We start from the raw sequence: 12,513 nt of genomic DNA on the forward strand, positions 1-12,513 counted from the left end.
CGGGATTTTCATGTTCGGTCGTTTCATGCCCACCGAGGGCAAATTCTTCGAGATATTCAACGCGCACGCGAAATGCATCATCGATGCAAGCCGCGAGCTCGAATTGCTGATCGATAACCTCGACGAAGCCGAGGTCCACAAGCAGAACGTCCAGACGGCCGAAAAGCGCGCCGACAAGCTCACGCACGAAACCATCGATCTGCTGCACAAGACTTTCATCACGCCGCTCGATCGCGACGAAATCCACAAGCTCATCACGACGATGGACGACATCCTCGACTTGATGGAGGACGTCGCCACGGCCATTTCGCTCTACGACGTACGCGCGGTGACTTCCGAGGCGAGCCAGCTCGCGCACATCTGCACGGCGACGTGCCTGCGTGTGCAGAAGGCGGTCGAATTGCTCGCGGACATGAAGCGCGCGAGCGAAATCCTGAAGATCTGCGAAGAAATCGACCGCCTGGAATCCGACGCCGACCGCGTCTTGCGCTCCGCCATGTCGAAACTTTTCCGCGAGGAAGACGACGTCAAGACGCTGATCAAGCTGAAGGCCATCTACGAGTTGCTCGAGACGATCACCGACAAGTGCGAAGACGTCGCGAACATCATCGAAGGCATCGTTCTGGAAAACGCCTGACCACGCCGGCCATGCCCGCCAGCGCGTGATCAAAGCTCCGTGCGGCGGGTCAAGAGGACAAAACCGGCGCTTTTCACAGCTGGTCAAAACAAAAGCAACCGATGCATTCGATTCAACTCGCCATCTGGGCAGTCGCCTTGCTCGTCATAGTCGCGCTCGCGTTCGACTTCATGAACGGCTTCCACGACGCGGCCAACTCCATCGCCACGGTGGTCTCCACCGGCGTGCTCAAGCCGCAACAAGCGGTCGCTTTCGCGGCGGCGTTCAACGTCATCGCGTATTTCATCTTCCACCTGAAGGTCGCGGCGACCGTCGGCAAGGGAACGATCGATCCCGATATCGTCGACCACTACGTGATCTTCGGCGCGCTCGTCGGCGCGATCGGCTGGAATATCGTCACATGGCACTACGGCATTCCGTCTAGCTCGTCGCACGCGCTGATCGGCGGACTCGTCGGCGCGGCGCTCGCCAAGTCGGGCTGGGGGTCGCTCAACATGGACGGTCTTCTGAAGACTGTCGCGTTCATTTTCATTTCGCCGCTGCTCGGCTTCGTGCTCGGCTCGTTTTTCATGCTGCTCGTGTCGTGGCTGTATTTCCGCACGCCACCATCGAAGGTAGATAGGCGCTTCCGGCGCTTGCAGCTCATTTCCGCCGGGCTCTATTCGCTCGGCCACGGTGGGAATGACGCCCAGAAGACCATCGGCATCATCTGGATGCTGCTGATCGCGACTGGCTACGCTTCTTCCGCGGCAGATGCGCCGCCTATCTGGGTTATCGGTTTGTGTTACCTGTCGATGGGTCTTGGCACTTTGTTCGGCGGCTGGCGCATCGTGCGCACCATGGGTCAGAAGATCACCAAGCTCAAGCCCGTCGGTGGTTTTTGCGCGGAAACGGGCGGGGCAATCACGCTCTTCGTCGCATCGTTCCTCGGCATTCCAGTGTCCACCACGCATACGATCACGGGCGCCATCGTCGGTGTGGGCGCGACGCAGAAATTCAGCGCGGTGCGCTGGGGCGTCGCGGGAAATATCGTGTGGGCGTGGATCTTGACTATTCCGGCATCCGCGGTGCTCGCGGCGGTCGGTTGGTGGATCGGCCACCGTATCTTGTAGTCGGTTTCCTCAGCGGCCCCGTTCACGACGGGGCCGTTTTGCATCTGTTGCAAATCGATTGCCGCGCTCGGCGGCGTCGCTCTCAGATGATCGGCGACGACACTCCGTCCATCGGAATGATTGCGCCCGATACATAACTCGCGCGACGGCTCGCCAGGAACAGCGCGACGTCGGCAATTTCCTCGGGTTTCGCGTAGCGGCCTAGCGGCACCTTCGACTGGCTCTCGGCGAGCACGGCGTCGCGTGTCGTGCCTTGCCGTTCGGCTTCGAGCGCGAGGGCTTCCTCGACGCGTTCGGTGAGCGTCGATCCCGGATTGATCGCGTTGATGCGAATGCCGAGCTTGGCATAGTGATGCGCAAGGCCGACGGTATTGAGCATGAGCGCCGCATTGGCCGCGCCGCCCGCGATATGAATGTCCGACGCGATTTTCCCGCCCATGCCGACAATATTCACGATCGCGCCCGGCTCGATGTTCGGGTCGCCGCGCAAGCGTTCGGCCATGCGCTTTAGCACCACTTGCTGCGGATAGACGTAGGAGAAGTATTTCGCGTCCATCGCGGCTTTATACGCGGCAGCGTCGAGCGTGTCGGGATCGTAACGGCGCGCGGCGCCGGCGCTGTTGATCAGGATGTCGATGGGGCCGAGCGCGGCGCTCGCTTCCTCGACGACATCTTCGGCGCTGTGCGCTTCGTGCAGATCGGCGCGGGCGAGATGCACGTGATGACCTTCTTTCGCGAGTTGTTCGCGGGCGCGCGCGAGGTTGGCGGCATCGCGCGAGACGATCGCGACTTTTGCGCCTTCGCTTGCAAAGGCTTTTGCGCATGCGAAACCGATTCCCTTGCTGCCACCCGTGATCAGGACGACTTTCCCGGCAAGACCCAAGTCCATGGTGATTGGCTCCTTCTGATTGCGCCGCCTGTCGCGGCGGGATCCAGTCACGATAGCAGAGAGGGGCGACGACTGTGGATGGCGATGGGGTTGCGTTTCGCTCGGTTCGATATGTATTGGATGCGCTTAAGCCCCGCGCGGCGGTGCCGAAACCGAAGCGCTATTTCTATCCATGGAGCCTAATTCCGGCGATATAGGGCAACGCGGACAGATACGAAACGGCAGACGCGAACAGCGCGACGAAGAGATTCCGGCCTCAAAGTCGGTGTTCGGGACGCGGCCGCGCGCCTTGAATCTCGTGTGAGTCTCAGTTGCTGCCGGTGGCGAAGCGCGCGATGGGATCGTCAGCTTGGTTCGAACGCGGCGCGGTAAGCGAGCCGGTCGATGCGCGGATGACGTGCGCGGGCGGATCGGCGGGATCGCTCGTTGCCTGCGCCGCACGCGCTTGCTTGCGTGCGGCGTTCGATGTAGGCGGCGGCGGTTCGAAGGCGTCAGCGGCGGCTTGGATAGGATCGGGGGAAGCGTTTGCCGAGCCTGCCACCGCGGATGGCGCGATTGCACCGGCAAGGCGGGCTTGGCGTTGTGCGGCGCTCAAGGCGGGCGGCGGAGGTTCGAAGGCGTCGGCGCTGGATCGTGCGGTATCGGTGGTTGCACCTGCCGCAACCGCTTGACGCTGCGCCGCGCTCAAAGTAGGTGGCGGCGGCTCGAAGGCATCGGTACTGGATTGTGCAGTACGGGTAGCCGCGAGTGCCTGCCGCTGCGCCGCTGTCAAGGTCGATGGGAGCGGCTCGAAATCATCGGCATTCGATCGCGCGGAACTGGCCGTCGCGCCGGCCGCAAGCGCCTGCCGCTGCGCCGCACTCAAACTGGATGGCGGCGGCTCGAACGCATCGGCGTTGGATCGTGCGGCATTGGTCACCGTGCTTCGCCGTTCCCCCGCATTCAATGCCGATACAGCCGGTTGATATGCCTCGTTACCCGTCCCCGCCGCGCTTTCCCGAGCATATGAATCGGCAGGCGTCGAAGATAACCGTCCATTGGCCGAAGCCTGAGCGCTCGCACCCGCCGCCGTCGGCACGTCAGATCCAGCAGGCGACGCCAAGTACGTCGGCGCATCGAAAGGCGCGGGCCCGCTCTTCGGCGGCGCAACGCGCCTGATTCCGTCGAAACGCTTTGCCCAATAAGGATTGGTCAAATAATCGAGCCGGACCGTCCCGCCCGTCGATGGCGCATTCACGAACCGCAACTTGCCGACATAAATCCCGACATGCGAATGCGCCCGCCCCGTCGTGTTGAAGAAAATCAGATCGCCGGGCGCAACGCCGTCCGGCTCGATCGATTCACCGCGCCCGCTCATCTCGGCGGTCGTTCGCGGCAGATTCACCGACGCCGCGCGATCCACCACGTAGCGTACGAGCCCGCTGCAATCGAAGCCCGCTTCCGGCGTATTTCCACCCCATCGATACGGCACACCCACGAGCGCCATCGCCTGAATCGAGATTTCCTCGCGCCCGACGCTATGGTCGACGAAAGTCGGGAAACCAGCAGGCGGCTTGTACGTGCGATTCGCGGCTGTCGACGATGCCGCCGGCTTGCGCGCGCTCTCCTGCGGCACGCTTCCACACGCGGCGAGCAGAACGGAGACAAGAAGCGGCAGCCAGATTCGACGCATTGCAGACGGCGAGCAGCATCTCGCCAGAAGAGGGCAGTCTGTCGATACTAGACCGCCGAACGGACATGCGACAAGTTTTCCTGAGACATCACATGAAGTTTGCGTCGTAAGTGTTGCAGTGGCGAAACGATCGGACGAATAGAAACGGCCCGGCGAATCGCTTCACCGGGCCGTTTCGTCAAGTCAAAAGCGCTTACAAAATATCCGACGCGTAATCCGCCAGACGCGAGCGCTCACCGCGCGCAAGCGTCACATGGCCGCTATGCGTCCATCCCTTGAAGCGATCCACCACGTAGGTCAGGCCGGAACTGCCTTCAGTCAGATAAGGCGTGTCGATCTGCGCGATATTGCCCAGGCAAATGATCTTCGTGCCCGGACCCGCGCGCGTGACGAGCGTCTTCATCTGCTTGGGCGTAAGATTCTGCGCCTCGTCGATGATCACGTACTTATCCACGAACGTCCGGCCGCGCATGAAGTTCATGCTCTTCACCTTGAGACGCGAGCGAATCAGTTCTTGCGTCGCCGCGCGGCCCCATTCGCCGGCGGCATCGTCGGTTTTCTGCAGGACTTCGAGGTTGTCGTCGAATGCGCCCATCCACGGCTGCATCTTCTCTTCCTCGGTGCCCGGCAAAAAGCCGATGTCCTCGCCCACCGGCACGGTCGCGCGCGTCACGATGATCTCGTTGTAGCGCTTGTCGTCGAGCACTTGCGCCAAGCCGGCGGCAAGCGCCATGAGCGTCTTGCCGGTGCCGGCCTGACCGAGCAGGGTGACGAAATCGACCTCCGGGTTCATCAGCAAGTTGAGCGCGAAGTTCTGCTCGCGATTGCGCGCCGTGATGCCCCACACGTTGTTCTTGTGATGGCCGTAGTCGCGCAGCGTCTGCAAGAGCGCCGTCTTGCCGTTCAACTCGCGCACCACCGCATGGAACGACGGCTCGCCGTTCTGCGGCTCCAGATAGACGAACTCGTTGACGAGCATCGACGAACACAGCGGACCGGTCACGCGGTAATACGTGGTGCCGGTTTTCGTGTCCTGCCAGCTCTCCATGCCCTTGGCGTGCTTGGTCCAGAAGTCCTGCGGCAGCGCGCGTACGCCCGAATAGAGCAGGTCCTTGTCTTCGAGAACCTGATCGTTGAAGTAGTCTTCGGCGGGCAGGCCGAGCGCGTGCGCCTTGATACGCATGTTGATGTCTTTCGACACCAGCACGACCTGCCGGTCCGGGCGCTCTTTCTGCAACGCGCGCACGACGCCGAGAATCTGGTTGTCCGCCTTGCCGACAGGCAAGCCTTCGACCGGTTCGATATCGGTGAGCGTCGTCTGGAAGTAGAGCCGTCCGAGCGCGTCGCGATTACCCTGCGCGGCGAGCGGCAGCCCCGCCGACATCTCGCCCGCGTGCGCGACGAGCGCGTCGAGCGTGCGACTCACCTGACGCGCATTGCGCGCGACTTCCGACATGCCCTTCTTGTGATTGTCGAGTTCTTCGAGCGTCATCATCGGCAGATAGACGTCGTGCTCCTCGAAGCGGAAGAGCGAGCTCGGATCGTGCATCAGCACGTTGGTATCGAGCACGAAAAGCTTGTGCAATTCGGCTTCCTGCACGCCGCGCTGACGGCGTTTGTTCTGCGCGGCCGGCTCTTTCGCGGCGCGCGCGGCGGTCGTGGCCGCGGGCGCGACGGGTGCATCCGCGCGGCCGGTACGGGCTTCGCGCGCGGCGGGTTCGACAGGCGCTGCGGGCGCGGCTTCATCGGCTGCCTGACGCGCGTTCGGCGCCGGCTGCAGGAGCGCGGCGGTCTGTTTGGTGCGGCGTGCGCGCGTGGCGGGTGCGGGCGCGGCGGGCATGACGGCTTCGCTCGGCGCTTCGAGCGGAATCTGGGTCAGCACCTCGCTCGCGATGGAACGCAGCGTATGCGCGGCATTCGCCGCGGGACGCTCGGCGGCGACGGTCTGGACCGCGCCGTTTTCCTCGTCGCCGGATGACGACGTCTGTTTTTTCTGCTTCGACGGCCGGGCTTTGGCTTTGTATTCCTCAGCCGGGAGGAGATGGCCGAGCTTGGCCGGGGCGGTAGGCAAAGGCATGGTGTTCCCTCGAAAGGAATCGGGTCGTATATTGCGCGCCGCCTGTCGCATTCTGCTCGTTCGCCCTCGCAGCGAATCGTGGTTCGCAGTCTGCGTCCGGCGGCGCGCTTCGTTTGTCGAAAACGCCGGTTCGCCTAAGTTTCGATCTGCTCCTTGAGTGTGCGTCCACTGGTGTTGTGCGAAGGTCCGGAAAACTTCGTGGCCGACTGTGGCATTCGCGCGACGCCAATAAAAAAGCCGCCGTCCCGACTACCGGAACCAGCGGCTGACTTCGAGTCTGGTGCGCTGTACCGCCGTAGATGCCTCGCATAGCCCGGGCTCCTGCCGATTGCGCCTAAAGGCGTACGGCAGCTTTCGCTCGGTAGAAGGTCATGGGGTGGACAGGCGCTCATTGCGGACCAATATAGCGCGCCTCAAATTGCTTGTACAGCCTCGACGATGGCCTCGACGTGCCCCGGCACCTTGATGCCTCGAAACTCGCGGCGCAGCACGCCTTTTGCGTCGAGCAGAAACGTGGAACGCTCGACGCCGCGTACTTCCTTGCCATACATCTTCTTCATTTTGATGACATCGAAAAGCGAGCAGATGGCTTCGTCGGCGTCCGATACCAGCGTGTACGGCAGCTCGAGTTTGGCCTTGAAGTTGTCGTGCGATCTCACGCTGTCGCGCGAGATGCCGACCACTTCCGCGCCAGCGGCCTGGAATTGATCGTAGTGGTCGCGAAATTGCAGGCTTTCCGTCGTGCAGCCGGGCGTGTTGTCCTTGGGATAAAAGAACAGCACGACTTTCTTGCCGCGCAGGTTCGAGAGCGTGAACTCGCCGCCGGTGGCGGGTGCGGTGAAGTCGGGAACGGGCTGATCGACTGCGACTGACACGAAGTTTCTCCTTTGTCGGCCAGGGTCGGGCGCGTAGCCCAACCTTGGTCAGATGTTGTTTATTTGAAGCAGAGGGATTAGCAAGCAGAAGCGGATCAGCCCGGCTGAACGATCAACTCGCCGGCGCGGCCAGGGATCTCGCCCCACGTGACAGGGTACGTGGGCAGGGAAGCGCGGTCCAGCGTCGCATGATAGTCGCCCATCGTGGCGAAGCTGTGTCCCTGCGCGCGCCAGCCCGCCAGCAGTTGCTCGAACACCGGCGCGAGCTTCTGGCCTTCGAGTTCGGCGTGCAGCGTGAAAACCTGGTCGCGCGGATTGTTCTGCGTGTGGCGCAAGAGATGCGCGGCCACGTTGGTCGTGTCGACACCATCGACGCCGAGGATTTCGTCGAGCGTCGGCAGGGTGGTCGGCATCTGAATGTGATCGAGCGTGCGGCCATTGAGCACTGGAATATACGGCGTATGGCCGCGCCCGTCGGATGCGTAGCGCATGCCCCAGGCGTCGATCTGTTCGAACGCGTAGCCGTTCATCTGCCAGCCCGCCGCGCCATGCGTGACGGGCGGCGCGCCGAAAATCTCGATGAAGCGCGCATGGCTTTGCTGCATCTGCGACACGGTCCACGCCTGATCGCGCGCGCGCACGTTGTCCTGCCAGTAGACGTGATCCCACGTATGGATGCCGCATTCGAACCCGGCTTCGTGGATGGCGCGCATCTCGGCCTTCGCCTCACGGCCGATATCCGGCCCCGGCAGCAGTACGCCGTACATCAGCGTCTTCACACCGTAATGCTCGACGACAGACGTGCGCGACACCTTCTTGAGAAATCCCGGCCGGAACACGCGGCGCAGCGCCCAGCCGGTGTGATCCGGCCCAAGGCTGAACAGAAACGTCGCGCGGGCGCTGTATTTGTCGAGCAATCTGCCGAGATTGGGCACGCCTTCGCGCGTGCCGCGCAGGGTGTCGACGTCGATCTTGAGAACGATACGGGCCACGCGCCGTTCCTTAAGACTGCTCGACGAGCGCGCGAGCTTCGCCGACGAGCGTGCGATACGCTTCGAAAATCTTTCGCAGCGCGTCGTCCATGCTCGCTTCCGGCTTCCAGTCCAGTTCCTGCATGGTGTTGTCGATCTTCGGCACGCGGTTCTGCACGTCCTGATAGCCCGCGCCGTAGTACGCGCCCGACGAAGTCTCGACGAGCTGCACCTTCTTCGCGGTTTCCGCGTACTCGGGATACTCGGCGGCGAGCGCGAGCATCTTGTGCGCGAGTTCGCGCACCGAGAAGTTGTTGACCGGATTGCCGATGTTGTAGATCTTGCCCGACGCCATGCCGTCCTTGTTTTCGATGATCTTCATCAGCGCGCCGATGCCGTCGTCGATATCCGTGAACGCACGCTTTTGCGCGCCGCCATCGACGAGGCTGATGTTCTCGCCGCGCACGATGTGTCCCAGGAACTGCGTGACCACGCGCGACGAACCTTCCTTCGCGGTGTAGATGGAATCGAGGCCCGGGCCGATCCAGTTGAACGGGCGGAACAGCGTGAAGTTGAGGCCTTCCATGCCGTAACCCCAGATCACGCGGTCCATCAACTGCTTCGAGCAGGCGTAGATCCAGCGCGGCTTGTTGATGGGGCCGTAGGAGAGCGTGGAGTTCTCCGGATCGAACTGCTCGTCGGCGCACATGCCGTACACCTCGGAGGTCGACGGAAACACGAGGTGCTTGCCGTACTTGACCGCCGACCGCACGATCGGCAGGTTGGCCTCGAAGTCCAGTTCGAACACGCGCAGCGGCTGCTTCACGTAGGTCGCGGGCGTGGCAATGGCGACGAGCGGCAGAATCACGTCGCACTTCTTGACGTGATACTCGACCCACTCCTTGTTGATGGTGATGTCGCCTTCGAAGAAATGCATCCGCTCGTGATTCGCGAGGTCGCCCAGGCGATCGGTTTGCATGTCCATCCCGAAGACTTCCCAGTCGGTCGTTTCGAGGATGCGCTTGGAAAGGTGATGGCCGATGAAGCCATTGACACCCAGGATGAGAACTTTTTTCATGAATGACGAGAGGATTGAATGATTCGGCCGAATTCGGCGGGTTCGACGGTGCGCTCCTCGCCCACGGGCTGCGCTTCGGCATTCAATGGCCGATGACGCAACTCGTGCACGGCGACGACGCGGCCATCGCCGCAGACGCCAAACAGCGCATTATCCGCCAGCGTCAGGCCGCAGGGCAAATCCCTGAGCGCGGCGAGCCGCTCGCGCGTAACGCCGGGCGCACCGGTTTCAGGAACGAGCCGCGCCCGCGCGACGATGAAGCGCTCGCCGCCCATGTCCGTGAACGCGCCGGGATAGGGCGGCGCCACCGCGCGAATCAGGTTGTAGACGCGTTGCGCGTTCGCCGTCCAGTCGATGCGGCCATCTTCCGGTTTGCGCCCGCCGTAGTAGCTACCGGCGGCGAGATCGTTCGGCAGACGCGGCGCTTCGCCGGCAAGCAGGGCGGGCAGTACGCGCCAGAGCGTTTGCTCGGCGGCGACCACGGTTTTGTCGAAGACCTGAGCGGCGGTGTCATCCGGCAGGATAGGCACGGACGTCTGCGCGAGGATCGCGCCGGCGTCGGGCTTTTCGGCCATTTCGTGCAGCGTCGCGCCACTTTCGGTTTCGCCGTTGAGCACCGCCCAGTTGGTCGGCACGCGGCCGCGATATTTCGGCAACAGCGAGCCGTGCATGTTGTACGCGCCGCGCCTGGCCAATGCGAGCAGCGTCACGGGCAGCATGTGCCGGTAGTAGAACGAGAAGATGAATTCCGGCGCGGCGCGGGCGACTGCGTCGTGCACGTCGGGCGCTTTGGGATCGGCGGGCGTGATCACGTCGATGCCATGATCCGCCGCGACCTGCGCCACGCTGCCGAACCAGATGTTCTCGCTTGCGCTGTCCTCGTGCGTCACGACGAGCCGCACGTCGACGCCGCGCGCGAGCAGCACCTGCAGGCAGCGCACGCCGACGTTGTGATAAGCGAATACGACGGCGCGCGGCTTCATCGGCCTTCGTCCTCGCGATCGGCGACCGCCAGATGGATCACTTGCTGGCGCGGCTGGCTGGCCGTGGGCAGGCCGTCGCGCTGCTCGAGGATGGTCTGCACGAGATAGCGCGGACGCGCGCGCACTTGCTGATAGATCCGGCCGATATATTCGCCGAGCAGGCCGAGCGCGAAGATGATCACGCCGAGCATGAAAAACGTGATGGCGAAGAGCGTGAACACGCCCTGAACTTCCGCGCCGAACATGAAGCGGCGTATCAACAGCAGCAGGAACAGGCCCGCCGATCCGACCGAAAGAATCACGCCGATGAACGACAGCCATTGCAACGGCACGACCGAAAAGCCCGTCACGAGGTCGAAGTTCAGCCGGATGAGGCTATAAAGCGAGTACTTGGATTCGCCCGCGAAGCGCTCTTCGTGCGCCACGCCCACTTCGATCGGGTTCTGCGCGAAGGTGTAGGCAAGCGCCGGAATGAACGTGTTGATTTCGCCGCAGCGGTTGATCGTGTCGATGATATGCCGGCTGTACGCGCGCAACATGCAGCCCTGATCCGTCATGCGAATCTTGGTGATGCGCTCGCGCAGACGGTTCATGGCAAGCGATGCCTTCTTGCGCCACAGGCTGTCCTGCCGTTGTTCGCGAATGGTGCCGACGTAATCGTAGCCTTCACGCATCTTTTCGACGAGCTTGGCGATTTCCTCGGGCGGATTCTGCAAGTCGGCGTCGAGCGTGACGACGATCTCGCCGCGCGATTGCTCGAAGCCCGCGAGAATCGCCATGTGCTGACCATAGTTGCCGTTGAGCAGGATCACGCGCGTGGTGTCCGGACGCACGTGGAACTGCTGCGCGAGCAGCGCGGCCGACTTGTCGCGGCTGCCGTCGTTGATGAAGATCACCTCGTACGATGCGTCGAGCGCATCGAGCGCCGGATAAAGGCGCTCAAAGAGGGCGGCGAGGCCGGCTTCCTCGTTGTAGACCGGAATGACGACCGTTACCTCGGGTGCCGTCGCCGTGAAATCCGTATGACTCATGTTGCGCTGGGTGTCCTTGTTAGGCATGCAGTCTGGCGTGCTGCGCACAGATCTCGTCGATGGAAGTGACCACGTGCGCAATGTCCTCCGCGCTCATTTGCGGGAAAAGCGGCAACGTCACGTTGGATGCACCGAAGTGCTCCGCGTGCGGGAACATGCCTTCCTTGAAGCCGCGCTCGCGATACAGCGTGAACAAATGCAGGGCCGGATAGTGCACGCCCGTGCCGATGCCGCGCTCCTTCAGCTCGCCCATGAACTGCGCGCGCGTGAGATTCAGTTGATCGAGCGGCAGCGTGACCTGAAACATGTGCCAGTTACTGTCCATAAAGTTGCGCGGCGGCAAGCCTAGACCGAGTTTCACGGCCGCGCCGCCGTCGAACGCATCGAAGTAAAGCTGCGCCAGTTCGCGCCGCCGTTGCGTGATGCTTTCCACCTTGCGCAGCGACCCGAGACCCACGCGCGCCGCCACATCCGTCAGGTTGTACTTGCCGCCGAGCACGTCGCAGTCCATGCCGTCGAAACCCGTGCGCGTGATGCCCTGCAGGCGATACTTCCGCGCGAGTTCGGCTTCGTCCTCGTCGTTCAAGACGAGCGCGCCGCCTTCGATCGACGTCACGTTCTTGTTCGCGTGAAAGCTGAACGAAACGAGATCGCCGAACGCGCCGATGCGCTTGCCGTTCCAGCTCGAACCGAACGCCTGCGCCGCGTCTTCGATCACGCGCAGCTTGTGGGCGCGCGCGATGGCGTAAAGCCGGTCGATATCCACCGGCAGGCCGCCCAGAAACACCGGCATGATCGCTTTCGTGCGCGGCGTGATGGCGCGTTCCAGCAAGTTCAGGTCCATGTTGCGCGTGGCCGGGTCGATATCGACCAGAACCGGCGTCGCGCCGACTTCGATGATGACGTTCGCCGTCGATACCCAAGTCATCGCCGTCGTGATGACTTCGTCGCCCGCGCCGACGCCTGCAATTCGCAGGCCGATTTCCATCGTGCAGGTGCCCGAGTTGAACGCGCGCACCGGCCTGCCGCCGACGAACGCCGACAATTCCGCCTCGAACTGCTGGTTCTGCGGGCCCGTCGTGATCCAGCCGGAACGCAGCACTTCGGCGACGCCCTGAATGGTTTCTTCATCGATGTCGGGCTTGACGAAGGGCAGGAACGGCCGCGATGTCTGAGTCATGGACTATT

11 protein-coding genes are annotated in these 12,513 nt (G+C 62.9%); 2 read left to right on the forward strand and 9 right to left on the reverse strand.

The window, feature by feature from the left end:
* Positions 1 to 10 precede the first annotated feature (10 nt).
* Positions 11 to 637: a DUF47 domain-containing protein gene (locus NCT03_RS07205; RefSeq protein ID WP_244825219.1), complete on the forward strand. Its 627-nt coding sequence runs from the start codon at positions 11 to 13 to the stop codon at positions 635 to 637.
* Between the two features lie 101 nt (positions 638 to 738).
* Positions 739 to 1,749, forward strand: coding sequence for an inorganic phosphate transporter (locus NCT03_RS07210; protein ID WP_244825217.1), 1,011 nt, complete (start codon positions 739 to 741; stop codon positions 1,747 to 1,749).
* An 82-nt stretch (positions 1,750 to 1,831) separates the two neighbouring features.
* On the opposite strand, the gene NCT03_RS07215 is transcribed toward NCT03_RS07210, so the two are convergent.
* From NCT03_RS07215 to NCT03_RS07255, 9 genes are all read right to left on the reverse strand, one after another.
* A complete protein-coding gene (locus tag NCT03_RS07215) occupies positions 1,832 to 2,638 on the reverse strand; it encodes an SDR family oxidoreductase (RefSeq protein WP_244825216.1) in 807 nt (268 codons plus the stop codon).
* A 307-nt stretch (positions 2,639 to 2,945) separates the two neighbouring features.
* The gene (locus NCT03_RS07220; protein ID WP_250492350.1) at positions 2,946 to 4,310 is read right to left on the reverse strand and encodes an NlpC/P60 family protein; all 1,365 of its coding nucleotides are present in this window, start codon (positions 4,308 to 4,310) and stop codon (positions 2,946 to 2,948) included.
* A gap of 193 nt (positions 4,311 to 4,503) precedes the next feature.
* Complete coding sequence (locus NCT03_RS07225) at positions 4,504 to 6,387, reverse strand: PhoH family protein (RefSeq protein ID WP_250492351.1); 1,884 nt, start codon at positions 6,385 to 6,387, stop codon at positions 4,504 to 4,506.
* Positions 6,388 to 6,800: 413 nt separating this feature from the next.
* Positions 6,801 to 7,262 (reverse strand): peroxiredoxin, encoded by a 462-nt coding sequence (locus tag NCT03_RS07230; RefSeq protein WP_244825211.1) that lies wholly within the window; start codon positions 7,260 to 7,262, stop codon positions 6,801 to 6,803.
* Between the two features lie 95 nt (positions 7,263 to 7,357).
* Positions 7,358 to 8,254 carry a polysaccharide deacetylase family protein gene (locus NCT03_RS07235; protein ID WP_250492352.1) on the reverse strand — a complete coding sequence of 299 codons (897 nt, stop codon included), beginning with the start codon at positions 8,252 to 8,254 and terminating at the stop codon, positions 7,358 to 7,360.
* Positions 8,255 to 8,264: 10 nt separating this feature from the next.
* Positions 8,265 to 9,311: a bifunctional UDP-4-keto-pentose/UDP-xylose synthase gene (locus NCT03_RS07240; RefSeq protein ID WP_244825208.1), complete on the reverse strand. Its 1,047-nt coding sequence runs from the start codon at positions 9,309 to 9,311 to the stop codon at positions 8,265 to 8,267.
* Positions 9,308 to 10,294, reverse strand: coding sequence for a formyltransferase (locus tag NCT03_RS07245; RefSeq protein ID WP_250492353.1), 987 nt, complete (start codon positions 10,292 to 10,294; stop codon positions 9,308 to 9,310). Before NCT03_RS07245 ends, NCT03_RS07240 begins: the two co-directional genes overlap by 4 nt.
* A complete protein-coding gene (locus NCT03_RS07250; protein WP_250492354.1) occupies positions 10,291 to 11,325 on the reverse strand; it encodes a glycosyltransferase in 1,035 nt (344 codons plus the stop codon). Before NCT03_RS07250 ends, NCT03_RS07245 begins: the two co-directional genes overlap by 4 nt.
* A 19-nt stretch (positions 11,326 to 11,344) precedes the next feature.
* On the reverse strand, positions 11,345 to 12,505 hold the full coding sequence (locus tag NCT03_RS07255) for a DegT/DnrJ/EryC1/StrS family aminotransferase (RefSeq protein ID WP_250492355.1): 1,161 nt from the start codon (positions 12,503 to 12,505) through the stop codon (positions 11,345 to 11,347).
* Between the last annotated feature and the right edge of the window lie 8 nt (positions 12,506 to 12,513).

This window comes from Caballeronia sp. GAWG1-1 (assembly GCF_023631465.1).
Classification (GTDB): domain Bacteria; phylum Pseudomonadota; class Gammaproteobacteria; order Burkholderiales; family Burkholderiaceae; genus Caballeronia.

Bases quoted from the DNA above. Each gene is read 5' to 3' on its own strand.
- NCT03_RS07240 (WP_244825208.1), bottom strand. From the start codon at position 9,311: ATGAAAAAAGTTCTCATCCTGGGTGTCAATGGCTTCATCGGCCATCAC.
- NCT03_RS07215 (WP_244825216.1), bottom strand. From the start codon at position 2,638: ATGGACTTGGGTCTTGCCGGGAAAGTCGTCCTGATCACGGGTGGCAGC.
- NCT03_RS07220 (WP_250492350.1), bottom strand. From the start codon at position 4,310: ATGCGTCGAATCTGGCTGCCGCTTCTTGTCTCCGTTCTGCTCGCCGCG.
- NCT03_RS07225 (WP_250492351.1), bottom strand. From the start codon at position 6,387: ATGCCTTTGCCTACCGCCCCGGCCAAGCTCGGCCATCTCCTCCCGGCT.
- NCT03_RS07250 (WP_250492354.1), bottom strand. From the start codon at position 11,325: ATGAGTCATACGGATTTCACGGCGACGGCACCCGAGGTAACGGTCGTC.
- NCT03_RS07255 (WP_250492355.1), bottom strand. From the start codon at position 12,505: ATGACTCAGACATCGCGGCCGTTCCTGCCCTTCGTCAAGCCCGACATC.
- NCT03_RS07245 (WP_250492353.1), bottom strand. From the start codon at position 10,294: ATGAAGCCGCGCGCCGTCGTATTCGCTTATCACAACGTCGGCGTGCGC.
- NCT03_RS07205 (WP_244825219.1), top strand. From the start codon at position 11: ATGTTCGGTCGTTTCATGCCCACCGAGGGCAAATTCTTCGAGATATTC.
- NCT03_RS07210 (WP_244825217.1), top strand. From the start codon at position 739: ATGCATTCGATTCAACTCGCCATCTGGGCAGTCGCCTTGCTCGTCATA.